Raw genomic sequence first — 25600 nt, 5'->3', positions numbered from 1 at the left:
AGAATTTTTCCCGCTTTGATATCCCGCTGTACCTCGCCGTACGCCACGGTTCAGGACCGGTGCCGGCCAGGTCTGCTCGCCTCTTTTCCAGGCCGAGAGTCCCTTGCCGCTTGCGGTTAGCCGACGCGCCTTCTCCTATCGCGCTGCCATCGGCGCCGGGCCGGCGATCCGTTTCCGGATTTCGGGGGCCAGATCCCTAGCAATCATGGAGCTGGCGTAATAGGAGAGGTGGTCCGAGTAGCTGTAAAGGAAATTGCCGCCCTGCATGATATTGCAGCGATCTTTCCTGATATCGCAGAGCAGCGGCGTCGGGTCGTAGACGAAAAGACCGGGATTCAGGCGTTCGAGCTCGGTCACGAAATGGCGGTACGGGGCCGTTCCCGCCACGTATTCGGCGTAGCTGGCGCTGCAGCGCGGATTCTGATGCCGCCAGAAAACCTGGTTGATCAGCGGGCTCGACGTCAATCCGCCCGAAACGCAGTTTCTCGGGTCGGGTAGCGTCGGATTATCGATCACGAATATCACCCGCTTGCCGGCAGCTTCCGCCTTCCGTATCGCTTCGCTGTAGGCCAACAGCGGCGCGTCGATCGACGGATTTCCGCGCACATAACCCTCACCATCCGCGGGGAAGGTATGCCGCAGCGCCACGGCCCAGATGATCAGCTTGATCGACGGAGACTCCAGCGCGGATTGAAGGGCCGCATCGATGGCAGCGCGCTTGTTCCCGGCCAAGGACTCGCCGGCGCCGGGTGCGACAAACGAGCCCATCAATACCCCGGTGTCATCCGGCGCCAGTCCGTCGGTCAGCCCAAAAAACAGCGCCTGCGCCTTGCTGTCGCCCAGCACTGCAAAATCGGGCGCGCCTTGTCCGCTGGTCAGGCAAAAGGCCAGATGCTTCGCGTGCTCGTCGGAGACACCGCATCCATTGCGATAGTGACCGTATTCCAGCCCGAAGGTCAGGGTTTTCAGGTCACCGTTTACCATGCCGTCCAGACGTCCCGGGAAACCGTCCTTCTTCTTGATGACCACGCCAATCGCGATAATCGCCGCCATCGCTAAGCACAGCCCGCGGATTACCCATTTCGCGGACAGTCCCCGGGTATTCCTGATCGGCCGCTCGATAAACCGGTACGTCGCCCAGGCCAGCACAACACTGGCGGCGATGGCCCACAGTCTCGCCTCTGCGGTCGGCGTCTCGCCGCGCAGGATGCGCGCCAGCGCAAACAGCGGCCAATGCCAGAGGTAGAGCGGATAGCTGATCAGGCCGATCCAGACAAGCGGCGGCGCCGCCAGGATGCACCGGTTGAACGTTGCCCTGGTGCCGCCCAGGATCAGCAGTGCCGCGCCGGCGGTGGGCAGGAGCGCCCAGGCGCCCGGGAAAGCGAACGCCGGCCGCAGGCCGACGATGGCTGCCAGGATAAGCGCCGAGCCAATCCAGCCCAGCAAGCGCCGATGCGCGGCGGCGAATGCTGGCTGGCGCAGCGTGACATGGGCCAGCAGCGCGCCAAGGGCCAGTTCCCAGAACCGGGTGAGCGGGGAATAGAAATCCGCCGCGGCGTCTCGATACACGGTCACGATGCTGAAGGCGAATGACAGCCCGATCAGCGCCAGCATGCCCCTGCCCAGCCAGCCGCGTTTGCGCGACAGCGCTGCCAGGATCAGTGGCCAGACAATGTAGAACTGTTCCTCGACGCCCAGCGACCACAGGTGCAGCAGCGGCTTGGTGTCGGCAGCGCGGTCGAAATATCCGGCTTCCTTCCAGTTCTGGATGTTGGCGAAGAAACCGCCGCCTGCGATCATATGCCGCCCGAGCGACTCGTATTCCTCCGGGGTCAGAATGATCCAGCCCAGTGCGGCCGATGCAAGCAGTACCGAAATCAGCGCGGGGAAAATGCGTTTGACGCGCCTGGCATAGAACCTGGCGGTGCTGTAGCGCCCATCCTCGATGTCCTTGAGAACATGGCGCGTAATCAGGTACCCGGAGATGACGAAGAAAATATCCACGCCAGCGAAACCGCCGGGAATCAGGCCCGGGAATGCGTGGAAACCCACCACCGCGAGAATGGCCAGTGCGCGCATTCCATCGATGTCGGGCCGATAATCCAGCGCCCAGAGGTGGTCCCGTTGTCCGGCGAGTCTGGCCGGTTGATTTGACAATACTTGGACTGACATTTGAAGAACGATTGGTGGGCGGCAACGGCTGCACATGGGAGTCGCCCGCGAGCAAACGCCCCGTCATGCCAGTCGCCTGACTGAAATAACGGCACATTCGCGCTGGTATGAAACCGCGCGCGCAAAGGGCATTACCTATCCGGCGCTGGCCGGATGGAAATGTCCTCAGTGGCTGGGATGGAGGTTATGCGGCGCCGTGATGCGGCACGGAAACAGGGGGGAGGCGGAGAATTCTTCGACTGAATGACCGGATTTCATATTTCTTTTTTTATCCCGGGCACTTTCTTTGAGTACCTGGGCAAAGCCATGTATGGCAACTGCGAATCCGCCATATTACGAAAATTCGGATGCCTGAAAAAGTCCCACATGGGGAGGGATATACAGTGCGGGAAAATCGGCCGTTGCGATGCGTTCGCGACGGCCGATTTGCGTTACCGACCCATCCGCCGTTGATAGCTCTGCGTGATCCGGTTGACCAGCCCCGGATCGCGCGAATCCGCTGCCTGGAATTCCACGCGCACGCTGCCGTCAGCCTGCTGGCGGATCATTGCCGCTACGGGGGTACTGCCGTAGTAGCCGGTGATATTGCCGGTTGTCGGTTCCTGCGTCTGGACTGCCACGCCCTGGTCGCGCATCGCGTCGGCAGCGGCGTAGAACGAGCGGTCGTAGCTGGTGGGTCCGGGTACGGGCCCGGGAGGATATCCGTAGTAGCAGCCGGCAAGCAGCAGGGCCGTCCAGAGGGCAAGGATCAGTGGCAGGCGTTTCATGGCATCCCCATTATTTTGTCGGCGCCGAACTTCCGTTCTAGCACCAGCCCGGGGGAGTCGGATATTGGGCGGAAGGCCCGGATGCGGAACGGCCCGGCTGGCTTCAGGCCCAATGGACAGGGAAATCGATGCGCGGCGCGTCGGAAAAGAGACAGACAGGATGCAAGATGAGTGAGAAGACCGATTACCAACTGATGACGCTGTCCCATGGCAAGCCAGTCAAGATGTGGACGGTCGGCGTGCCCGTCGAGGAGGATGCACGCCGCCAGCTGCAGAACACCGCACGCATGCCGTTCGTCTTTCGCCATCTGGCCGTGATGCCGGACGTACATCTGGGCAAGGGATCTACGATCGGCACGGTGATTCCTACCCAGGGCGCGATCATCCCCGCTGCAGTCGGTGTCGATATTGGCTGCGGCATGATGGCGGCACGCACCACGCTCAAGGCGACGGACCTGCCCGATTCACTACACGGGCTGCGTGGCGCCATCGAGCGTGCGGTGCCGCATGGCCGCGCGCCGGGCAGGCGGGACCCAGGCGCCTGGGGCGATCGTGCGCCCCATCGCGTGGATGACATGTGGAAAACGCTGGTGCCGGGCTTCGAACGCATCTGCGAGAAGTATCCGAAGCTGGCGCGGACCAACAACCACGTCCACCTGGGAACGCTCGGCACGGGTAACCACTTCATCGAAGTCTGCCTGGATGAGCGCGACACGGTCTGGTTCATGCTGCATAGCGGATCCCGGGGCGTGGGCAATGCCATCGGCACGCAGTTCATCGAACTGGCGCAGCAGGACATGCGCCAGCACATCGCCAACCTGCCCGATCGCGACCTGGCGTACTTCGAAGAGGGCAGCAAGCACTTTGACGACTACGTCGAGGCTGTGGGCTGGGCGCAGGAATACGCGCGTCGCAACCGCGAAGTCATGATGGCGGCCGTGATCGGTGCCGCACGGGCAGTCATCGGCAAGCCGTTCGACGTGGACGAGCACGCGGTGAACTGCCACCACAATTATGTGCAGAAGGAGCGCCACTTCGGCGCGGACATTTTCGTGACGCGCAAGGGCGCGGTGTCGGCACAGAAGGGCCAGCTCGGCATTATCCCGGGATCGATGGGCGCGAAGAGCTTTATCGTGCGCGGGCTGGGGAACGCCGAAAGCTTCTGTTCCTGCAGCCACGGGGCTGGCCGCACGATGAGCCGTAACGAGGCCAGGCGCCGCTATACGGTGGCGGATCAGGTCAAGGCCACTGCGCACGTCGAATGCCGCAAGGACGCGGACGTCATCGACGAGATTCCGATGGCATACAAGGACATCGACGCCGTCATGGCGGCCCAGAGCAGCCTTGTGGAGGTTGTCCACACGCTGCGGCAGGTGGTTTGCGTGAAGGGGTAGGGTGGCCGGCTCGCTTGCCCGTTCGTTCGATCCGCGCCGATGTCTCTCCACCGCCGCCTCAAGAGTGCAACAGATTGTGCTGACGGCTTGGTCATAAGCACGCACACCATCGCCGCAACCGTTGCAGCGAAGCCGTTCCCCGGCGCCTGGCGCGTGCCTTGCATGAACAACCTTTCCCAGGAAGATCCTGGATGCGAAGAAGGGAGGGTCATCATGCCCACGCTTGCCGCCGACCACATCGACATGCTGCGCAAGGCCGTGCGCGGCAAGGTACTGCTGCCGCACGACGCTGGCTACGACGTCGCGCGCACCGTCTGGAATGCCACCGTCGACCGGCGGCCCGCGGTCATCGTCCAGTGCACGGGCACTGCGGACGTCATGCAGGCCGTCAATTTCGCGCGCGATCATGGCCTGGCGATCGCCGTACGCGGCGGGGGCCACAACATTGCGGGCAGCGCCATCTGCCATGACGGGCTGGTTGTCGACCTGTCGGCGTTGCGAAGTGTCCATATCGATCCGCGTGACAACGTGGCCTGGGTCAGCCCCGGCGCCACGCTGGGCGATTTCGACCACGAGGCGCAGGCCCTGGGCCTGGCTACGCCGCTGGGCATCAACTCGACAACTGGCGTGGCCGGGCTGACGCTGGGCGGCGGCTTCGGCTGGCTGACGCGCCAGTACGGCATGACCGTCGATAACCTGCTGGGATGCGAGGTGGTGACGGCCGACGGTCAGCGTTGCTGGGCCGACGCCAACCACGAGGCGGAACTGTTCTGGGCCCTGCGCGGTGGGGGCGGCAACTTCGGCGTGGTCACGCTGTTCGAGTTCAGGCTGCACGCCGTGGGCCCGCTGGTAACCGCCGGGCTGATCGTGTTTCCGGCCGCGGAAGGCAAATCGGTGCTGCGCCAGTACCGTGCTTTTGCGGAATCGGCCATGCCCGAAGACATGAACGTCTGGGTTGTCCTGCGCAAGGCGCCGCCGCTGCCGTTCCTGCCGTCGTCGGCACATGGCGCCAATGTGGTGGTGCTGGCGGTTTTTCATAACGGCGACCCCGCCAAGGCCGACAAGGCGATCGACCCGTTGCGCGGGTTTGGCCAGGCCATAGGCGAACATGTCGGGCAGATGCCGTATGCGGCGTGGCAGCAGGCGTTCGATCCGCTGTTGACGCCGGGCGCGCGCAACTACTGGAAGTCGCACAACTTCACGCGCCTGGACGACGCGGCCATCGACCTGATGACCGATTTCGCAGCGCGCGGCCCGTCGGCCCATGCCGAGATCTTCATCGGCCAGGTGGGCGGCGTCGCCAACCGCGTGGCGCCCGACGCCACGGCGTACCACCATCGCGACGCCCGCTATGTGATGAATGTCCATTCGCGCTGGGACCGCACCGACGAGGACGCCACCTGCATCGGCTGGGCGCGTGATTTCTTCAATGCCACGGCGCCCTATGCCACTGGCGGCGTGTATGTGAATTTCATGACCGAGGACGAAACCGCGCGCGTCGGCGCGGCCTACGGCCACAACTTCGACCGGCTGGCGCGCGCCAAGCGGACGTACGATCCGCAGAACCTGTTCTGCTCGAACCAGAACATCAAGCCGGCGCCGTGATCCGATCCGGCGCACACCGTCGTGCCATGCGTTGCTATGATGCGCCGCATGGCCGACGACCTGTTCATCCCTCACCACGAATACGAGATCACTGCAATCCGCGCGCAGGGCGCGGGCGGGCAGAACATCAACAAGGTGTCCAATGCGGTACACCTGCGCTATGACGTGCGCACGTCGTCGCTGGCCGCCGATCACAAGGACCGGCTGCTGGCGCTGCACGACCACCGGATCACGCGCGACGGCGTGATCGTCATCAAGGCACAGCAGCACCGCAGCCTGGAGATGAACCGCGAGGAAGCCGTCCGCCGCCTGCACGAACTGGTGCGCAGCGTGGCCCAGGCGCCGCGCATCCGGCGCGCCACGCGGCCTACCCGCGCGGCGAAGGTGCGGCGGCTGGATGCCAAGGTCCAGCGCGGCCAGATCAAGGCGCTGCGCGGGCGGGTGATCGATTAGAGGTCCGCCTCTGAACTCGAACAAATATTTCAAACGCTCGATGGCGGGGCGGGACAATGCGGCGATTGACAGGCATGCTCTGGCATCGCGCTGCCCAGCCAATTCCGATCTCGACAAGGGAAGCCCCATCCATGTCATCCGTCAATGCCGCCGCCGCCCTGGAACCGATCCCGCGCGACCCGGGCTGGCCCATCGTCGGCAACCTGTTCCAGATTACGCCCGGCGAAGTCGGCCAGCATCTGCTGGCGCGCAGCCGCCATCACGACGGCATCTTCGAGCTCGACTTTGCCGGCCGGCGCGTGCCATTCGTGTCGTCGGTGGCGCTGGTGGCCGAGGTGTGCGACCCGGCGCGCTTTCGCAAGATCATCGGGCCGCCGCTGTCGTATCTGCGCGACATGGCCGGCGACGGCCTGTTCACCGCCCATAGCGACGAGCCGAACTGGGGCTGCGCGCATCGCATCCTGATGCCCGCGTTCAGCCAGCGCGCGATGAAGGGCTACTTCGACGTGATGCTGCGCGTCGCCAACCGGCTGGTGGACAAGTGGGACCACAAGGGGCCCGATGCCGATATTGCCGTGGCCGACGACATGACGCGGCTGACGCTCGACACCATCGCACTGTCCGGCTTCGGCTACGACTTCGAATCGTTCGCCAGCGAGCAGCTGGACCCGTTTATCGTGGCGATGGTGGGTGCGCTGGAAGAGGCCATGCGCAAGCTTACGCGGCTGCCGATCCAGGACCGTTTCATGGGCCGCGCGCATCGGCAGTTCGCCGACGATGTGGCCTATATGCGCAACCTGGTGGACGACGTGATCCGCCAGCGCCGCGCCGCGCCCCGGCCGGGCATGGACCTGCTGAACCTGATGCTCGAGGCGCGCGACCCCGAAACGGATCGCCAGCTCGACGACGCCAATATCCGCAACCAGGTCATCACGTTCCTGATCGCCGGCCACGAGACCACCAGCGGCCTGCTGACCTTCACGCTGTACGAGCTGCTGCGCAATCCGGCCGTGCTGGCCCAGGCCTATGCCGAGGTGGATGCCGTGCTACCCGGCGATGCCCCGCCGGTCTACGCCGACCTGGCACGCCTGCCCGTGCTGGACCGCGTGTTGAAGGAAACACTACGCCTGTGGCCCACCGCGCCGGCTTTCGCCGTGGCGCCGTTCGACGATGTGGTGATCGGCGGCCGCTACCGCTTGCGGCAGAACCGTCGCATCTCGGTGGTGCTGACGGCGCTGCATCGCGATCCGAAGGTGTGGGAGAACCCAGAGCGGTTCGACATCGACCGCTTCCTGCCCGGGAACGAGGCGAAGCTGCCCGCGCATGCCTACATGCCGTTCGGCCATGGCGAGCGGGCCTGCATCGGCCGCCAGTTCGCGCTGACCGAGGCCAAGCTTGCGCTGGCGCTGATGCTGCGCAACTTCGCGTTCCACGACCCTTACGACTACCAGTTCCGGCTCAAGGAAACACTGACGATCAAGCCCGACAATTTCGTGCTGCGCGCCCGGCGGCGGCGTCCGCACGAGCGGATTGCCGTGCCTGCCGTGTCTGAAGTGGTGGCCGGCGCCGCGCAGGCCGACGTGCGGGGCAACGGCCAGTCCATGACCGTGCTGTGCGCGTCCAGCCTGGGCACTGCGCGCGAACTGGCCGAGCAGATCCACGGCGGCGCCGTGGCGGCCGGGTTCGACGCCACGCTGGCCGATCTGGACGATGTGGTGGATGCCTTGCCCACATCGGGCCTGCTGGTTGTGGTGGCCGCCACCTACAACGGCCGCGCGCCGGACTCGGGCCGCCGGTTCGAAGCGATGCTCGATGCCGGCAGCGCCAGCGGTTACCGCGCCGAAGGCCTGCGTCTGGCGCTGCTGGGTTGCGGCAATTCGCAATGGGCGACGTACCAGGCCTTCCCGCGCCGCGTGTTCGACTTCTTCACGGCCGCCGGCGGGGTGCCGCTGCTGCCGCGTGGCGAAGCCGATGGCAACGCCGACTTCGACCAGGCGGCTGAGCGCTGGCTGGCGCAGCTGTGGCAGGCGCTGCAGGCCGATGGCGCCAGCGCGGGCGGCATCAGCGTGGACGTGCAGTTGCGCAGCGTCGATGCCATGCGTGCCGACACGCTGCCGGCCGGCACGCAGACCTTCACGGTGCAGACCAATACCGAACTGGTTGGCGATCCCGCCGGGCTTTGGGACTTCGCCATCGAGGCGCCGCGCACGTCGACGCGCGACATCCGGCTGCAACTGCCGCCGGGGACCACCTATCAGACGGGCGATCATGTCGCGGTCTGGCCACAAAACGATGCCACGCAGGTGATGGCGCTCTGCGAGCGGCTCGACCTCGATCCCGATGCCATGGTCACGCTGTCCGCCCCGCAAGGTGCCGGGCGCGGGCTGCCAATTGGCGAAACGCTGCCATTGCGGCAACTGCTGACGCACTTTGTCGAGTTGCAGGATGTGGTGTCGCGCCAGACGCTGCGTGCGCTGGCCCAAGCCACGCGCTGCCCGTTCACCCGGCAGTCGCTGGAGCAGCTGGCCGCCGACGATGCCGATACCGGCTACGCCACCCAGGTGGCCGCGCGGCGCCTGAACGTGCTCGACACCCTGGTCCGCTTTCCGGCCATCACGCTGACGCTCCCGCAACTGCTGGCCTGCACCGTGCCGATGCGGCCGCGCTTCTATTCGATTGCGTCGTCGCCGCGGGTCTCGCCGGGCGTCGCCACGCTGCTGGTGGGCACGGTCTGGGCGCCAGCGCTGTCGGGGCGCGGCCAGTTTCGGGGCGTGGCCTCGACATGGCTGCAGGCGCTGCCGCCGGGCGCGCGCGTGTCGGCGTCGATCCGCACGCCAAATCCGCCATTCGCCCCGCCAGCCGATCCGGCGGTGCCGATGTTGCTGGTCGGCCCCGGTACCGGCATCGCGCCGTTCCGGGGCTTTCTGGAAGAACGCGCCGCCCAGCAGGCGGCCGGGCAACCGGTCACGCCGGTGCAGTTGTATTTCGGCTGCCGCCACCCCGCACACGACTGGCTGTTCCACGACGAAATCGCAGCGTGGTCCGAAGCGGGCGTTGCCGAGGTGCACACCGCGTATTCGGTGCTGCCGGGCGAGGCGCGCTATGTGCAGGATCTGCTCTGGCAGCGGCGCGCGCAGGTCTGGGTACAGCTGCAGGCCGGGGCGATGGTCTATGTCTGCGGCGACGGCCGCCGCATGGCGCCTGCCGTGCGGCAGGTGCTGATCGAGATCGGCGCGGAGCAGGGCGGCATGACCCCCGAGGCGGCGTCGGACTGGTTCGCCGGTCTCGTGGCGCAGGGCCGTTACCGGCAGGACGTGTTCAACTGACAACTTCGGAACTCCGGGTGGGTGCCGGGGGAGACGCCGGCACTTGGCAGGATTCGGCTGAACATTGTCCGTCGGCCGCCTGACCGGGCCCGTACGCTGGAAACCATCCCTTTTCCAGAATCCGGAGACCCCGATGGCTTCCCCTGCAATGCGGCAAGCGCGCGTGCTGGCGCTGTGCCAGGCGCTATTTACGTCCGCCATATCCGTCGATCTGACCCTGACCGGGCTGGTCGGCTACACACTGGCGCCCGCCAAGGCGCTTGCCACGCTGCCGTTCGCGCTGATTACCGTGGCGGGCGCGGCCACGGCCATGGGCGTGCCGTTCGTGATCGAGCGCTTCGGACGCCGCTTCGCCTTCTGCCTGGGCGGCGTGGCCTGCATGCTGGGCGGATGGGTGTCGGTGGCGGCCATCTGGCGGCATGACTTCTGGCTGTTCTGCGTTGGCACGGCGCTGGTGGGCGTGTTCCAGTCGTTTGCCCGCTTCTACCGGCTGGCCGCCGCCGATGCCGCGCCCGCGCCAGAAAAGCCCCGTGTGATCTCGGTGGTGCTGACCGGGGGCGTGGTCGCGGCCGTGTGCGGCCCGGCCATCGCCGCGTGGAGCGCCGACATGATGCTGCCGACACCGTTTGCCGGGTCCTACGCGGTGGTGGCGGTCTTCGGCGCGCTGACCGTGATGCTGCTGATGCTGGCGTACCGCGAATCGCCGGCCGCCCTGGCCGCCGCCGCGGCGGACACCCGGCCCGCGCGCCCGCTGGGCGAGATTGTCCGGCAGCCGGTATTCCTGGCGTCGTTTGCCAACAATGGCATCGGCAACGCCGTGATGATGTTCGTGATGACGGCCACGCCGATTGCGGCCATCGCCTGCCACCACACCATCACACAGGGCGCGCAGATCATCGAATGGCACCTGGTGGGCATGTACGCGCCGTCGTTCTTCTCGGGATGGTTGCTGCAGCGGTTCGGCAATCCCGTGATGCTCGTGGCCGGCATCGCGCTGTCCGCAATGGCTGCCGTGGTGGCGCTGTGCTCGACGTCGCTGGCGGCGTTCTATGTGGCACTGCTGTGCCTGGGCATGGGCTGGAATTTCATGTCGGTGGGTGGCACGACGCTGCTGGCCGGCAGCTACCGGCCCAGCGAACGGGCGCGCACGCAATCGGTCAGCGAGTTTTCCTCGGCGGTGCTGACTGCAATCGCCACGCTGGCGGCGGGCCAGGTACTGACGGTCTGGGGCTGGCAGGGGGTGAACCTGGCGGTGCTGCCGGCGCTGGGCGTTGCGCTGGTCGTGACGCTGGCGTGGCAGCGCCGGGAACGGGCGGCGGCGATGGCGGCGGCAGTATGATCGTGGCAACGCAAGCGCCAGTCCTCCCCCCCGGCCGCTCTCCCGCAGGCGGGAGAGGGAAGACACCACGGGCAAATCAGGCCTGACCGGTACGCCCCCTCTCCCGCGCTTGGGAAAGGGCCAGCGCGCCAATCACCCATCACGCAACACATCATGCACCTCGTTCCAGACCCGCCGCGCGTCGTGGTGATCGTCGCGCCAGATCCATCGCAGGAACTCGACGTCACGGGGCCGACGGCGGTCTTCAGCACGGCGAACAAGCTGTGTGGCCGCGACCAGCCGGCGTACGAGGTTCACGTGGCCAGCGTCAGCGACGATGCCATCGTGCATACCGAATGCGGGCTGCGATTGCTGGCCGAGGCGCCGTACCACCAGATCGCCGGCCGGATCGGCCAGCCCATCGATACGCTGCTGATCTCCGGTGGCGCTGGCTCGCGCGCCGCGGCCGATGACGCGCGGCTGGTCGGCTGGCTGCGCGAGCAGGCGGGCACCGTGCGGCGCATGGGTGCCGTATGCACCGGTGCCTTCGCGCTGTGCCGCACCGGCCTGCTCGACGGCCAGCGCGTGACCACGCATTGGCGCCACGCCGAACGGCTGGCACAGCGCCACCCGGAACTCACCGTGGATGCCGATCCGATCTGGATTCGTGCAGGACGCTTCTACACCTCGGCCGGCGTCACCGCTGGCATGGACCTGTCGCTGGCGCTGGTCGAGGAAGACCTCGGGCATGCGGTGTCGCTGGAAGTGGCGCGCGAGCTGGTGATGTTCCTGCGCCGTCCCGGCAGCCAGGCGCAGTTTTCCACCGTGCTGCGCGCACAGGCCGCGCAAAGCCCGGAGCTGCGCGCGCTGCAGACGTGGATCGCGGATAACCTCGGTCGTGATCTGTCGGTCGGCGTGCTGGCCGAACAGGCGGCCATGAGCCCGCGCAACTTCGCGCGGGTCTTTGCCAAGCAGGTAGGAGAAACGCCAGCACGCTACGTGGAGCGGCTACGCGTGGAAGCCGTGCGGCGGCTGCTGGAAGGCACCGACCGCCGGCTGGAGGCGATTGCGCATGCCACCGGGTTCGGCAACGCCGATGTCATGCGGCAGGCGTTCCTGCGCCATGTGCAGACCACGCCCGAACGCTATCGGGCTGCGTTCCGGTCTGACGGGATGGCGGAAGGGGAAGACGGGCTGGCGGCGTAGCCGTACTGGCGACGCCGCCGGCCGCACCCGCGTCAGCGGGCGTTCTGCAGTGCGGCGATACGCGATTCGATCGGCGGATGGCTGGAGAACAGCGCCATCCACGACTTGCCGCCCGAGATGCCCATGGCCTGCATGTTTTGCGGCAGGCCGTCGGCGTCCAGGCCGCCCAGGCGACGCAAGGCGCCCACCATCGGCACGGGCGTGCCCATCAGGCCCGCCGCACCGGCATCGGCGCGGTACTCGCGGTGGCGCGAGAACGCTGCCACGATGATGCTGGCCAGGATGCCGAACACGATCTCGCAGACCACCACCGTGATCATGTAGCCGATGCCGGGGCCGCTCGATTCCTCGTCATTGCGGCGCAGCCACGAATCGACAAAGTAGCCGACCACGCGTGCCATGAAGATCACGAACGTGTTCACCACGCCCTGGATCAGCGTCAGCGTGACCATGTCGCCATTGGCGATGTGGGCCACTTCGTGCGCCAGCACGGCCTCCACCTCGTCGTGGGACATCGATTGCAGCAGGCCCGTGGACACGGCCACCAGCGAGCTGTTCTTCGATGCGCCCGTGGCAAAGGCGTTGGGCTCGCCGTCGTAGATGGCTACCTCGGGCATCGGCAGGCCAGCGCGCGTGGCAAGTTTCTGGACGGTTTGCACCAGCCAGAGTTCGGTGCTGGTGCTCGGATGGGTGATGACCTGGGCACCGGTGGACCACTTGGCGATGGTCTTGGACATCAGCAGCGAGATGAACGAACCGCCAAAGCCCATCAGCGCGGCAAAGGCCAGCAGCATGCCGAGGTTCAGCCCGTTGGACGTCAGGAAGCGGTTCACGCCCAGCAGGCTGGCCGTGATACTGAGTACGAGCATGACGGCGATGTTGGTCGCCAGGAACAGGAAAATACGTTTCATGGTTGTGGGGCAGTACAGGTAAGGACGCGGACGGGCCGCAGGCGCGCACGGCACGCATCCGGCGTGCCAGGCGACAAGGGTAGGCGCGGCATATGTCGGCCGCGCGCAAGCGGGATCAGCCGCGCGGCGGGCGCGGCAGCAGGGGCAGGTCGGGATCGGGCAGCGCAGCGGCCGCGTAGCGCGGCACGGCGCCACGGGCGGCCGACGTCACCACGCGCGGCAGGGGCGCGGGCAGCAACTGCTCGGCAAAGTCGGCGCCGGGCGGCGTCGGCTCTGCCTGGTCGGCTGGACTGGAAGTGTCGGACGATGCTGGCGTGGCGGAAAAGTCAGCCTGGTCGGCGGCCACTGCCACGTTGTCTTGCGCCAGGGCGGCCATATGCGGCGCCTGCACCATGTCGGGGCCCACCGTGGACGTGCCAATGCCGGCCCAGGCCTGCAGCGGCAGGAAAGCAAGCAGCACGATCATCAACAGGAGGCGAAGCGGATGCACGGGGGCGGGTGACGCACAAGACAGGAAACGATGGCGTCGATTCTACAGGATGGCGCGCCGGCCGGCAGGGGGCCGAATGCACCGGCCAATGACTATCCGACGATTCTCAACGCGGCACGCGTGCCCCACCACGCCGCTTCCTCGAACACCGACAGGCCGGACAGGTCGGCGTGCGCGAACAGCACCGGGCCGTCGGCTGCGCGCAAGGCCGCCAGACCCGCATTGGCAAGGAAACCCGGCACCGGCGTCGCCATCGCATGGCCGCGCGCGGTGATCTCCACGGCGTCGGCGTGGCGCCAGAATTCGCGCCCGTAGACAGCCTGCAGGTCGGCGACGGCCAGATCCATCAGCGCGGACGGCGATGCCTCCACCAGCCAGCGCCGCACGGCATCGGGGCGGCTGCCGGCGGCCAGTCCGGCCTGGGCATCGAGCGGCGTATATGCGGTGAACGCGGTTTGTGCCGGGCGCGCCTGGCGGATCCACTGGTGCGTGGCAACCACATATCCCAGCCCGCGCGAGCCATGGACGACGTTGTCCCACGCCAGCGGCACGCCCGCCTGTTCTTCCGGAAAGCCGCGCAGGCGGAAGGTCGAGACCAGCCACGGCGCGTGGTGCTGCAGGTGAATGGCCGGATCGAACCCCAGCGGCTGCAGCGGCATCAGGTGCGCAGCCACGTGCAAGGGCATGGCACAGATCACGCGGCGCGCCACGATGCGCGACAGCCTGGGCGGCCGGCCAGGGCCATCGGGCCATTCGGCACACAGCACGCTTGCGCCTGCGCCGTTCGTGTCCGGCTCGATCCGAACCGCCATGCCGCCGCGGCGCCACGGGCGCCCGGCGCCCATGCGCGCATCGATCCGGGCCATCAGCCGCGTGACCAGCCCGTGCAGCCCGTCGGGCCAGGTCAGCACGGCGCCATCGGCCGCATTGCTGGCATGCCCGCCACGGCTGGCGAAGTAGTGCAGGCCGGCCCAGGCGGAGACCATGTCGGCCCCGGCGCCATAGTCGTCGCGGCAGCAGTAGTCGGCATACCAGTGCAACGTGGGCGCGGTGTAGCCCTGCGCGGTCAGCCATTGCCGGAAGGTCTGGCGGTCGAGCGCCAGCCAGGCCGCGTCGCGCGACGACTGGGCCAGCGGAATCGCGAACACCTTGCGGCCGTCGCTGCCCACGGCGGTGCGCAGCTTGTCCACCTGTGCGAGAAAGCGCGCGTGCTGGCCGTGGTGGGCGTCGCTGTCGGGCAGCAGGCCGTCCTGCCATGTGCCGTCGAAGAACAGGCGCTCGTCGGGGGCATGCACCAGCGCGCTTTCGTCGAAGCGTGGCCGGGCATCGAACGGGTCGCGCTCGATCACGCCCGCGTCGGCCAGCATCTCGCGGACGTGGGTGGACTCGGCTGAAGGCAGCGGCAGGTAGTGCGCGCCGCGCGGAAAGCCGATATCGCCGAAGCGGCCGCCCGACGCGTTGCCGCCAAACTCGGGGCCGTCGAGCATGATGAAGTTGCGCAGGCCGGCGCGCGACAACTGCCAGGCCGCCGACAGGCCACCGACGCCACTGCCCAGGATGGCCACATCCACGCGCTGCTCGCCCACCGGCGCTGCCCAGCGGTGCGCGTCGCGCAGCGCGTGCCCTTCGGCCATGCCGGGCCGCAACACCACCGGTGTTGGCTCGTGCAGGCCAAGCCCGGCCAGAAAGTGCGCGGCATCGTTGCCGATGCGCTCGCAGCCGGCCAGCGCGGTGCCGGCCGCGGCAATCAGGAAGCGACGTCGATCCATGGCCGTTGGCGGTTACCGGATCACGTTGCGCCAGTCCCGTTCGAAGTCATGCACCAGCGTCTGTTCGTTGAGCCGGTTCGCCTGGCCTTCGCGCGGCGCCATGTCGGCAGGGAAGCTGAACATCAGCTTCGTGCTGTCGGCATCGAGAAATTTCAGCGGCACGTCGTAGCGCGCGGGCGGCGTGTAGTCGGCGCGCTTGCCGGCCAGGATAAAGCCCCATTCGCCGAACGACGGCACGTAGGTGTGGTACGGCCACGTGTGCAGGCCGGCTTCGCGCAGCGTGGCGGCGATATCCCAGAACGAGCGCGGCGCGTAGTAGGGCGAGGTGGACTGCACCACCGCGTAGCCCTTCTCGGCCAGGTGGCGCGACAGCAGGCGGTACATCGGCACCGAGTAGAGCTTGCCGAGCCCGAAGTTCGACGGATCGGGCAGGTCGACGATGATCGCGTCGAAGCTGTCCTGGCTCTGCTCCAGCCACTGCGCGGCATCGGCGTTGACCACCGTTACGCGCCTGTCGGTCAGCGACCCCTGGTTCAGCGCGCGCAATGGCTCGCTGCGCGAGAAAAGCGTGGTCATGGCGGGGTCCAGATCCACCAGCGTCACGTGCTCGATGCCCTGGTACTTGAGGATCTCGCGCAGCGCCAGCCCGTCGCCGCCACCGATCACCAGCACCCGGCGCGCCCAGGGCAGCGCCTGCAGCACCGGATGCACCAGCGCCTCGTGATAGCGATGCTCGTCGCGCGACGAGAACTGCAGGTTGCCGTTGATGTACAGCCGCAGGTCGTCCTTCCAGCGCGTAATCACCAGCCGCTGGTAGGGCGTGGTCTCGCTGTGGATGATCTCGTCGCCAAACATGCCGCGCTCGGCCCAGCGTGTCAGGTGCGTGGAGCCGGCAAAGCCGGCGGTCAGCAGCGCGAACACGACGCCGGCCCGCATCGTGCGCAACGTCGTGCCCTGGATCTCGCTACGGAAGATGCGCAGCGTGAACAGCGCCACGGCCACGTTGAGCATGCCGAACAGGAAGCCCGTGCGCGACAGCCCCAGGCGTGGCGCCAGCACCAGCGGAAACACCAGCGAAACGGCCAGCGCGCCCAGGTAGTCGAATGTCAGCACGCGGCTGACCAGTTCGCTGAACTGGGCCTTGCGTGCATTGAGGATGCGCATCACCAGCGGGATCTCCATGCCCACCAGCAACCCGATCACGAACACCAGCGCGTAGAGCGCGGTGCGGAACGGGGCGGACAGCCAGGCGAACACCACGAACAGCAGCGCCGCCGAGATGCCGCCCAGCAGGCCGACCAGGATCTCGATGTCGATAAAACGCGACAGCACGTCCTCGTCCTTCACATAGCGCGACAGCCAGGAACCCACGCCCATGGCGAACAGGTAGCAGCCTATGATGGAAGAGAACTGGAGGATCGAATCGCCCAGCAGATAGCTGGACAGGGCGCCGGCAATGAGTTCGTAGCCAAGCCCGCAAGAGGCTACGATCAACACCGACAGGACAAGGGTACGGTCGCGCATGGGCGGCGGCGTGCAGCAGGAGATGGGCCGGTACGCAACAGCGTCCGGCAATGTCATAAATACTGGTATTGGGAAAAATGCGACTGCGGATATACTTTGCCGCAATCTTAATGCGGCATCGCATCGGCAGGGCGGGACCACCCCAAACACACGTCAGAAACGACCCGAAACATGCTACCAATCTATGCCTACGTCGAGCATCTGCTGGCAAGCCTTGTGCTGCTGGTCGTGTTCGTCGGAGTCTACACCAGGATCACGCCGTTCCACGAGTTCACGCTGATCCGCCAGGGCAACATGGCGGCCGCGCTGTCGCTGGGCGGTAGCACGCTTGGCTTCTGCTTCACGCTGTCATCGAGCATCCAGCACAACGACACCTTCCTGATGTTCCTGGTGTGGTCGCTCGGAGCGATGGTGGTGCAGGCCGTGGTCTACGCGGCGCTGGCGCGCGCGCTGCCGGACATGGACGCGGCCATCGAATCGAACAACATCGCCATGGGCGGCCTGATGGGCACGATCTCGGTCACGGTCGGGGTGCTCAACGCGGCCTGCCTGTCCTGACGCCTGCCGGGCGCGCGGCAAAGCATTCACCCTTCGAGAGGTGCTGAAATGAGTATCGGGTCATTTATCAAGAAGCAGTTCATCGACATCCTCCAGTGGACCGAGGATACGGACGGCGTGCTGGCCTGGCGCTACCCGATGGAGGACATGGAGATCCAGTACGGCGGCAGCCTGACCGTGCGCGAATCGCAGATGGCGGTCTTCGTCAACGAAGGCAAGATCGCCGACGTGTTCGGGCCCGGCATGTACAAGCTGACCACCCAGACGCTGCCGGTGCTGACGTACCTGAAGAACTGGGACAAGCTGTTCGAATCGCCGTTCAAGTCGGATGTCTACTTCTTCAGCACCCGCCTGCAGATCGGCCGCAAGTGGGGCACGGCCCAGCCGATCACGATCCGCGACGCGGACTTCGGCATGGTGCGGCTGCGCGCGTTCGGGCTGTACTCGTACAAGATTGCCGACCCGAAGCTGTTCTATACCGAGATCAGCGGCACGCGCGCCGAGTACACGCGCGACGAGGTGGAAGAACAGCTGCGCAACCTGCTGATCGCCACCATGACCAGCACGCTGGGCGCGTCGTCGATTCCGTTCCTGGACATGGCGGCCAACCAGACGCTGATGGCGCAGGCCATCCGCGACAAGCTGGTGCCCGAGTTCGCGCGTTATGGCGTGGCGCTGGACAACTTCGCGGTGACCAACGTGTCGCTGCCCGAGGAACTGCAGAAGGCCATCGACACACGGATCTCGATGGGCATGATGGGCGATATGGCGAAGTACACCCAGTACCAGGTAGCCAGCTCGATCCCGCTGGCGGCGCAGAACGAAGGCGGCGTGGCCGGCCTGGGCGCGGGCCTGGCGGCCGGTGCGGCGATGGGCCAGGCCATGGCCGGTGGGCTGCTGGGCGGCGTGGCGGGCATCCCGGGCGTGGCCGGTGCCACCCCGGCGGCTGCGGCGGCGGGCGCTGCAGCCGGTGCGGCAGCACCAGCGGCACCAGCGGCCGACGACCCCGCCGCACGGCTGGGCAAGCTCAAGGAACTGCTCGACAAGGGCCTGATCTCGCAGGTGGAATTCGATTCGGCCAAGGCGGAGATCCTGAAGAAGCTGGTCGGCTGATTCCGGATGCAAACGGTCAACTGTCCGGGCTGCGGCGCGGAGGTCAGCTTTCGTTCGTCCGCCGCGGTCATGGCGGTCTGCGAGTACTGCCACACCACCTTGCTGCGCGAAGCCGACCAGGTGCGCGACATCGGCAAGATGTCGGCCGTGCTGGAGGACTACACGCCGCTGCAGCTCAACGCCAGCGGAGTCTGGCAGGAGCAGGGCTTCACGCTGGTGGGCCGCATCCAGCTGCGCTATGACGCCGGGCTGTGGAACGAGTGGTACCTGCTGTTCGACGACGGCAGCGACGGCTGGCTGGCCGATGCATCGGGCCAGTACATGCTCACGCGGCGCGTGCCGGCGGAGGACGCCAGGAAGGCGTCGGTTGGCCGGGCACCTGCCTTCGAGCACCTGCGCCCCGGCGAGCCGATGTACTACGGCAACCTGCGCTTCGAGGCCAGCGACGTGCGCGCGGCCCGCTGCACGGGCGGCGAGGGCGAGCTGCCGTTCCAGGTGGGCGCGGGCTGGACCGCCCAGGTTGCCGATTTCCGCGCCGCCGACAAATTCCTGACGCTCGACTATGCCGATGGCTACCCGCCCGCGTACTACACGGGCGACATGGTCACGCTGCCGCAGCTCAAGGCCCAGTTCCTGCGCGAAACCGATGCCATCAGCGCCACCGCCGACCGCTATCGCGGCAAGGCCGTGCCGCTGTCGTGTCCCCACTGCGGCAGCCCGATCAGCTGGCGCCCCGGCGTGGCCAACTTCGTGGTCTGCCCAAGCTGCCATAGCGAGGTGGACTGCACCACGTCCACGGCCATCGTGCTCGAAAAGCACGCCGAGATCGAGGCGCTGCAGACCAGCCTGACACCGGGCGAGGTGGGCCAGATCGACGGCAAGCCCTATACGGTGCTGGGGCTGGTCCAGTGCATCGACGATGACGACGAGGATGCGTCGACATGGGTCGAGTACCTGCTGTTCAACGAGCAGAGCGGGTTCATCTGGCTGGTGGAGCAGGATGCCGGCTGGGACCGCGTGCAGGTGCTCGATGTCTGGCCCGATACCTCGAAGCCGGCCGCGGTGACGCTGGCCGGGCAGAAGTACGAAAAAGGCTTCCACTACAAGAGCACGGTGCTCTATGCCGCCGGTACGTTCAACTGGCGCGTGCAGGCTGGCGATGCCACGTGGCTGACCGAATACGGGCCGCCACTGCGACGCCTGACACGCGAGGCATCGCCAACCGAGATTGTCTGGACCCGCTCGACCATGGTCAGCCGCATGCAGCTGGCGCAATGGTTCAAGGGCAACAAGGCGCTGGCCGCGCTGAAGAACGAACGCGACGGCAAGCGTGCCGCGGCGCCGGCCGGTGATCTGGCCTATTGCCGCAATACGGCCTGGGGCGTGGCCGTTGTCATGTGGTTGCTGAACGGGCCGCTGGCGCTTTTTGGAAACGGAGACTTCACGGGGCTGATGCTGGGCACGCTGCTGCTGTGGGTGCCGCTGTGGGTGGTGCAGTACGTGACCGATCCGGAGTCGCGCAGCCGTGACCGCGATGTCGGCGGGGATGCGGATGGCGACGGCGGCGATGGCGATTAAGAGAGGCTGATACGTGCGTTTCCTGTTCCTGGTCTACGGAGTCATCATCCTGTTTGGCGTCACGTTCTACACGATGGCGTCGATGGGCGATTCGTCCTCGTCGGGCAAGGGGGGGCGCTCGTCGGCACGCGGCTGGGGTGGCTCCAGCGGCAGCGGCTGGTCGTCGGGTGGCGGCCACAAGTAAGCGACGAGCCCGCCATGAACGCCCCAAAGCCGATCTGTCCGCCCGTGCTGGGCCAGCACCTGCTGCTTGACATGCAGGGGGTGGCTGCGCCATTGCTGACCGACGCCACGCTGGTCGAGCGTGCGCTGCGCGACGCCGCGCACGCCGCCGGCGCCACGCCGCTGGACGCCCGGCTCCATCATTTCGGTCCCGGGCTGGGCGTCACAGGCGTGCTGCTGCTCAAGGAATCGCATATCAGCATCCACACCTGGCCCGAGTACGGCTTCGCCGCGGTGGATATCTTCATGTGCGGCACGGCCCGGCCGGAGTTGGGCGTCGATGTGCTGGTGCGGGCATTGTGCCCGGCCAACTGGCGCGTGCGAGACCATGCGCGCGGCCCGGGTACTGCACGTCCGGCCTGACGGATCTACACTAGTGCTGAACCCTGTAATTGCTACAGGGATAAATCACCGATTCCAGTGCGGAGACCTGACCATGCGCATCGGCGAACTGTCGCGCCATAGCGGCTGCGACGTGGAAACCATCCGGTATTACGAGCGCGAAGGGCTGCTCGATGCCCCGCAGCGAGAAGACAACGGCTACCGCCGCTATGGCGACGGCCACCTGGTGCAGTTGAATTTCGTGCGCCATTGCCGGTCGCTGGGCATGAGCCTGGCCGATGTGCGCCGGCTGCGCGACTTCCAGCGCAATCCGTCGCTGGCCTGCGACGATATCAACACGTTGCTGGACCGCCAGATCGAGCAGATTCACGCACAACGTGTGTCGCTTGAGGCGCTTGAAGGCCAGCTTCGCGCCCTGCGTCACACCTGCGAGAACCCGAATCCGCATCCGGCCAGCGAGTGCGGCATCCTCCAGAACCTGCAGCAGGCTGCCGAAGGCGCGGGCTGCGAGTGCCACCCGAGCCATCCCCGGCACTGAACTGCCTGGCAGTTCACGCACGGTGAGTCCCCGCGAGAGCGGGGATGTTTCTCATCGGCCATGTCGGGACGGCTGTGCTAGCATGGCCGTTCGCGTCCAAGAGACGCTTTTTCAGAAATTCCCTACGATGTCTCGCCACCTTCCGTCCGCCGCCCTTGCCCTGGTTCGCTCCATGCGACCGGCGCGCGCGCGCACGGTGGCGCAGCCCATCACCGCCACCCGCCGGATCAACGCCCCGCTTGATCCTGCCCGGTTCCCGGCCTGACCGACCCCATTCCTGAGCAGCAAGGGTCCGGTGCCGAACCGGGCCCGAGCCACCACGCTTTTCCGCTGTAACACTGCCGGCGCCCGTGCGCGCCGGCCCGACCGATTTCCCAACGGCTGCCGCCTGTGCCGGATCGTTGTACCGACACGCGGCCGCCGCTTTTGCGAGAGGCACTGCCATGGCAAAGACCAAGAACCCGACCCTCTACCTGACCGAACTGGACGTGACGCGCCTGGAGGGCATCGCCAGCCGCGCCGGCACCGCCGAGCTTGACGAGATGCTCGACGAACTGCTGGCCCGCGCAGCCATCGTGTCGCCCGATGCCATTCCCAAGGATGTCGTGACGATGAACTCGCGCGTCGTCTGCACCCTGGAAGGCGAAGCCGCGCCGCGTGAGTGGACGCTGGCTTATCCCGACGACGCCGACCTGGCGGCCGGCCGCCTGTCGGTGCTGTCGCCGATCGGTCAGGCTCTGCTGGGCGCGCGCGCCGGCAAGACCGTGGACTATCGCCTGCCCAATGGCAACGCCCAGCGCGTGACCATCGTCAGCATCGCCTTCCAGCCCGAGGCCAGCGGACACTACACGCTCTGAGCCCCTCTGCAGCTTGCGCGCGCTGCGAGTCCGGAAGCCTCGCAGCGCCTGTCACCTGCCCATGTGCGTACCGCAGGGTAGGTGCCCAGTTCCGTACTGCGGAATAGCCCGCCTGGCGGCCATTCGGTCGCCGACCCCTACCGTTCATCCACAGACCCGGCATTTCACGGCGAGCAACGCACCATTCGTCGCAGCGGTATTTCTCGTAGAAGTGCTAGCCACTAACCTTCAGTCCGTGCTCGCATCGCTACACAGATAGCGCGTCCGGGCAGTTGTCAGCTGTATCCATAAAAAAGTTGTGAATCAGTTGAAGGAGTCCCAGATGAACGCCAAACGTATCCTTGGCGGCGCTCTCGTGCTCGCCGCGTTTGCCGCGTCGGCCGCTATCGCCGCGCCCGCCACGACCAAGAAGGTCGGCAAGTTCGACGTGTATGCCGATGCCGCGCGGCAAGGCAAGTTCGACACGTACAGTGAAGGCTCGAAGATCGGCAAGTACGATTTCTTCAGCGACGGCCAACGCAAGTTCGACACCTACACGGACGGTGCCCGCCAGGGCAAGTTCGACAGCTTCGGCGAAGGCGCACGCAGCTTCAGTGGCGAGATCTCCGGCTCCGCGCTGGACAACTCGCGCAACGGCGATCTGTACGGCTACAAGGTTTGATGACCTGCCTGTCCGCCAGAACGCAAATCGGCGGTTCCGAGTCACCCCCGGGCCGCCGATTCTGATTTCAGGTTTCTCTCCCACCTGCGCGACCGACCTCCTCCTTCTCTCTGAAGTCGCGCAGGTGATTTTTCCCCCGCCTGCAGTCCCCGCCGTTCCCCTCGTAGTACTTTCCTGATTTTTCCGAAGTACCGTCAGAGTTGCCGCTGCGCGAAGGTGTCGCACTTGCGGATGTCTCCGGTCGTCAGGCCCTGGCGCAGCCAGCGCACGCGTTGTTCGCTGGTGCCGTGCGTGAACGCCTCGGGCACCACATAGCCCTGCGACTGCTTTTGCAGCCGGTCGTCGCCGATGGCGGCAGCAGCCTTGAGGCCCTGTTCGATATCGCCCGGCTCCAGCAGCTGCTGGTTGAGCTTGCCGGCCGTGGCGGCCCAGACACCGGCCAGGCAGTCGGCCTGCAGTTCCATGCGCACGGAAAGCTGGTTGGCCTGCGCCTCGCCCATGCGGCGGCGCGCGGCGTCCACCTTGTTCGATACGCCAAGCAGGTTCTGTACGTGATGGCCGACTTCGTGCGCGATCACATAGGCCTGCGCAAAGTCACCGCCGGCGCCAAAGCGCTGGCGCAGTTCGTTGTAGAACGACAGGTCGATATAGACCTTCTGATCGGCCGGACAGTAGAACGGCCCCATGGCGGACTGCCCCGTGCCGCACGCGGTGGGCGTGGCGCCGGTGAACATCACCAGCGTCGGCGGCGCATAGCGGCGGTTCAGGTCGGTTTCGAAGATGTGTTCCCAGGTGCGCTCGGTATTGCCCAGCACCTTGCGCGTGAACACGGACAACTGGTCGGCGGCGGGCGGCCGGTGCGGCTGCGCCTGCGATTGCGGCGCTGGTTGCTGCTGGCCCTGGATCACCGACGCGCCCTGGAAAATCAGCGACGGATCGATGCCAAAGAAGTACGACGCGGCCAGCGCAATGATGACCGTGCCAATCCCGATCGACTTGCCGCCGATCGGCAAGCCGAATCCGCCACCTCCACCGCGGCGGTCCTCCACATTCTGGCTTTCGGCTTCGTCATCGAGACGCATCTTGTTACGCTCCGTCGGGGGTTCTGTTGTGCCGATGGAGTATAGCAACGGCATTGGCAACGGCGCCTTGCGCCCCGGCGGCACGCACGTATCGCGATGTCAAAAAGAGCGCCGCCCGCGCCAGTCGGGCTGAGACTGGCGCGGGCGGCGGGTTGGACAGGGGGTCAGCCCGTCCTGCGCAAGGGAAATCGCGATGTGCCGTGCGGTCCTCAGACGGTGGCCGACGCGGGCGCCCTGCTGATGTCCAGCGCGGCCACTTCCGTGCCTACCTCTGCGACGCGCAGCAGGTTGGTGGTGCCGCCCTGGCCGAACGGCATGCCGGCCGCGATGGTGATCTGGTCACCGGGTGCGGCGTAGCCCTCCACCAGCGCGGCGCGTGCCGCGGCCTCCACCATCTCGTCCACGCTCTGCACGTCCGGGCTCACCGTGGAATGCACCCCCCAGGTGATGGCCAGCCGGCGCGCGATGTCCAGGTTGGGCGTGATGCTGACGATGGGTGCGCACGGCCGCTCGCGGGCGGCGCGCATCGCGGTGGCCCCCGACGACGTGTACGTCACCGTGGCCTTGGCGCCGATGATCTGGGTCACTTCGCGCAGCGCGGCGCAGATTGCGTCCTGGCGCGTGGAAAGCGGCACCTCGTGCTGGGCGTCGATCATGTTGCGGTAGAGCGGATCGCGCTCCACCTCGGCAATGATGCGATCCATCATCGACACGGCCGGCACCGGATGGCGGCCGTTGGCCGACTCGGCCGACAGCATCACCGCATCGGCGCCGTCGTAGATGGCGCTGGCCACGTCCGAGGCCTCGGCGCGCGTGGGCACCGGCGAATCGATCATCGATTCCAGCATCTGCGTGGCGATCACCACCGGCTTGCCCAGCTGGCGGCAGACGCGCAGGATGCGCTTCTGCACGCCGGGCACGCGCTCGGGCGGCAGTTCCACGCCCAGGTCGCCACGCGCCACCATCACGGCATCGGACACGCGCACGATCTCGTCAAGCTGCTGCAGCGCGGCCGGCTTCTCGATCTTCGACAGCACACCGGCACGCGTGCCGATGATCTCGCGGGCCTCGACGATATCCGACGGCCGCTGCACGAACGACAGCGCAATCCAGTCGGCGCCCAGTTCCAGCGCAAACGCCAGGTCCTTGCGGTCCTTGTCGGTCAGTGCGGGGATCGGGATCACGGCGTCGGGCACGTTCACGCCCTTGCGGTCGGACAGCGTGCCGTTGTTCGCCACCCGCGTGGTGATGCTGCCGCTCGACACCGCCTCGATGTTCAGGCGCACCTTGCCATCGTCGATCAGCAGCGACTGGCCCGCGCTGGCGGCCTTGAACAGCTCCGGGTGCGGCAGGTAGACGCGCGTGCCGTCGCCGGGCGTGGGGTCGCTGTCCAGCACGAACGTGTCGCCGGCGCGCACGGCCACCTTGCCCACGGCAAACGTGCCGATGCGCAGCTTGGGGCCCTGCAGGTCGGCCAGGATCGCGATGGGGCGGCCGGTCTCGGCCTCCACCTGGCGCACGGCGTCGTAGCGGGCGCGATGGTCATCGTGGGTGCCGTGGCTGAAGTTCAGGCGGAACACGTCGGCTCCGGCGTCGAACAGCTGGCGGATCACCGCGATGTCCGAGCTGGCCGGGCCCAGGGTGGCCAAGATCTTCGCTTTGCGCTGGCGTCTCATGAAAGTCTCCTTCTCCATCCTCTTTTTGTGCTGCGGTG

The 25600-nt window shown here is 66.8% G+C and carries 22 protein-coding genes; 14 read left to right on the top strand and 8 right to left on the bottom strand.

Annotated elements, in window-relative coordinates:
• Positions 1-135: 135 nt before the first annotated feature.
• Both A9J21_RS14580 and A9J21_RS14575 read right to left on the bottom strand, forming a co-directional pair.
• Positions 136-2172 carry an acyltransferase family protein gene (locus tag A9J21_RS14580; protein ID WP_197497509.1) on the bottom strand — a complete coding sequence of 679 codons (2037 nt, stop codon included), beginning with the start codon at positions 2170-2172 and terminating at the stop codon, positions 136-138.
• Positions 2173-2603: 431 nt separating this feature from the next.
• Positions 2604-2939, bottom strand: coding sequence for a hypothetical protein (locus tag A9J21_RS14575; RefSeq protein ID WP_066736769.1), 336 nt, complete (start codon positions 2937-2939; stop codon positions 2604-2606).
• A gap of 167 nt (positions 2940-3106) precedes the next feature.
• On the opposite strand from A9J21_RS14575, the gene A9J21_RS14570 reads away from it, so the two are divergent.
• From A9J21_RS14570 to A9J21_RS14545, 6 genes are all read left to right on the top strand, one after another.
• Positions 3107-4333 (top strand): RtcB family protein, encoded by a 1227-nt coding sequence (locus A9J21_RS14570; RefSeq protein ID WP_197497508.1) that lies wholly within the window; start codon positions 3107-3109, stop codon positions 4331-4333.
• 213 nt (positions 4334-4546) lie between these two features.
• Positions 4547-5938 carry an FAD-binding oxidoreductase gene (locus A9J21_RS14565; RefSeq protein ID WP_066736767.1) on the top strand — a complete coding sequence of 464 codons (1392 nt, stop codon included), beginning with the start codon at positions 4547-4549 and terminating at the stop codon, positions 5936-5938.
• 48 nt (positions 5939-5986) lie between these two features.
• Complete coding sequence (gene arfB / locus A9J21_RS14560) at positions 5987-6391, top strand: alternative ribosome rescue aminoacyl-tRNA hydrolase ArfB (protein ID WP_066736860.1); 405 nt, start codon at positions 5987-5989, stop codon at positions 6389-6391.
• Between the two features lie 131 nt (positions 6392-6522).
• On the top strand, positions 6523-9717 hold the full coding sequence (locus tag A9J21_RS14555) for a bifunctional cytochrome P450/NADPH--P450 reductase (RefSeq protein WP_066736765.1): 3195 nt from the start codon (positions 6523-6525) through the stop codon (positions 9715-9717).
• Between the two features lie 133 nt (positions 9718-9850).
• Positions 9851-11056: an MFS transporter gene (locus A9J21_RS14550; protein WP_066736764.1), complete on the top strand. Its 1206-nt coding sequence runs from the start codon at positions 9851-9853 to the stop codon at positions 11054-11056.
• 153 nt (positions 11057-11209) lie between these two features.
• A complete protein-coding gene (locus A9J21_RS14545) occupies positions 11210-12241 on the top strand; it encodes a GlxA family transcriptional regulator (RefSeq protein ID WP_066736762.1) in 1032 nt (343 codons plus the stop codon).
• Positions 12242-12273: 32 nt separating this feature from the next.
• Here A9J21_RS14545 and htpX read toward each other — a convergent pair whose 3' ends face one another.
• From htpX to A9J21_RS14525, 4 genes are all read right to left on the bottom strand, one after another.
• Positions 12274-13152 carry a protease HtpX gene (gene htpX, locus A9J21_RS14540; protein ID WP_066736752.1) on the bottom strand — a complete coding sequence of 293 codons (879 nt, stop codon included), beginning with the start codon at positions 13150-13152 and terminating at the stop codon, positions 12274-12276.
• A 115-nt stretch (positions 13153-13267) separates the two neighbouring features.
• Complete coding sequence (locus A9J21_RS14535; RefSeq protein ID WP_066736751.1) at positions 13268-13618, bottom strand: hypothetical protein; 351 nt, start codon at positions 13616-13618, stop codon at positions 13268-13270.
• Between the two features lie 116 nt (positions 13619-13734).
• Positions 13735-15411: an NAD(P)/FAD-dependent oxidoreductase gene (locus tag A9J21_RS14530; RefSeq protein WP_066736750.1), complete on the bottom strand. Its 1677-nt coding sequence runs from the start codon at positions 15409-15411 to the stop codon at positions 13735-13737.
• A 12-nt stretch (positions 15412-15423) separates the two neighbouring features.
• A complete protein-coding gene (locus A9J21_RS14525; protein ID WP_066736748.1) occupies positions 15424-16935 on the bottom strand; it encodes a polyamine aminopropyltransferase in 1512 nt (503 codons plus the stop codon).
• Between the two features lie 171 nt (positions 16936-17106).
• Here A9J21_RS14525 and A9J21_RS14520 point away from each other — a divergent pair, with 171 nt between their 5' ends.
• The 8 genes from A9J21_RS14520 to A9J21_RS14485 all read left to right on the top strand — a co-directional run bounded on the left by A9J21_RS14520 (position 17107) and on the right by A9J21_RS14485 (position 22804).
• Positions 17107-17493, top strand: coding sequence for a DUF350 domain-containing protein (locus A9J21_RS14520; RefSeq protein WP_066736746.1), 387 nt, complete (start codon positions 17107-17109; stop codon positions 17491-17493).
• A 48-nt stretch (positions 17494-17541) separates the two neighbouring features.
• A complete protein-coding gene (locus tag A9J21_RS14515; RefSeq protein ID WP_066736744.1) occupies positions 17542-18606 on the top strand; it encodes an SPFH domain-containing protein in 1065 nt (354 codons plus the stop codon).
• Positions 18607-18612: 6 nt separating this feature from the next.
• Positions 18613-20184, top strand: coding sequence for a DUF4178 domain-containing protein (locus tag A9J21_RS14510; protein ID WP_082926427.1), 1572 nt, complete (start codon positions 18613-18615; stop codon positions 20182-20184).
• A gap of 13 nt (positions 20185-20197) precedes the next feature.
• Positions 20198-20368 carry a hypothetical protein gene (locus A9J21_RS31965; protein ID WP_197497507.1) on the top strand — a complete coding sequence of 57 codons (171 nt, stop codon included), beginning with the start codon at positions 20198-20200 and terminating at the stop codon, positions 20366-20368.
• Positions 20369-20382: 14 nt separating this feature from the next.
• On the top strand, positions 20383-20769 hold the full coding sequence (gene speD / locus A9J21_RS14505; protein WP_066736742.1) for an adenosylmethionine decarboxylase: 387 nt from the start codon (positions 20383-20385) through the stop codon (positions 20767-20769).
• A 73-nt stretch (positions 20770-20842) separates the two neighbouring features.
• Positions 20843-21286 carry a Cd(II)/Pb(II)-responsive transcriptional regulator gene (locus A9J21_RS14500; RefSeq protein WP_066736740.1) on the top strand — a complete coding sequence of 148 codons (444 nt, stop codon included), beginning with the start codon at positions 20843-20845 and terminating at the stop codon, positions 21284-21286.
• A gap of 443 nt (positions 21287-21729) precedes the next feature.
• Positions 21730-22143, top strand: a complete 414-nt coding sequence (gene rnk, locus A9J21_RS14490) for a nucleoside diphosphate kinase regulator (RefSeq protein ID WP_066736736.1) — start codon at positions 21730-21732, stop codon at positions 22141-22143.
• Between the two features lie 322 nt (positions 22144-22465).
• Positions 22466-22804, top strand: a complete 339-nt coding sequence (locus A9J21_RS14485) for a hypothetical protein (RefSeq protein ID WP_066736734.1) — start codon at positions 22466-22468, stop codon at positions 22802-22804.
• Positions 22805-22998: 194 nt separating this feature from the next.
• On the opposite strand, the gene A9J21_RS14480 is transcribed toward A9J21_RS14485, so the two are convergent.
• Positions 22999-23886 carry a neutral zinc metallopeptidase gene (locus tag A9J21_RS14480; protein ID WP_066736729.1) on the bottom strand — a complete coding sequence of 296 codons (888 nt, stop codon included), beginning with the start codon at positions 23884-23886 and terminating at the stop codon, positions 22999-23001.
• A gap of 209 nt (positions 23887-24095) precedes the next feature.
• Positions 24096-25562 carry a pyruvate kinase gene (gene pyk, locus A9J21_RS14475; protein ID WP_066736858.1) on the bottom strand — a complete coding sequence of 489 codons (1467 nt, stop codon included), beginning with the start codon at positions 25560-25562 and terminating at the stop codon, positions 24096-24098.
• Between the last annotated feature and the right edge of the window lie 38 nt (positions 25563-25600).

Origin of the sequence: Cupriavidus sp. D384 (genome assembly GCF_001652915.1) — a bacterium.
Classification (GTDB): Bacteria; Pseudomonadota; Gammaproteobacteria; order Burkholderiales; family Burkholderiaceae; genus Cupriavidus.
Note: the sequence above shows the minus strand (reverse complement) of the source record. Positions and strands in the feature narration are given on the sequence as shown.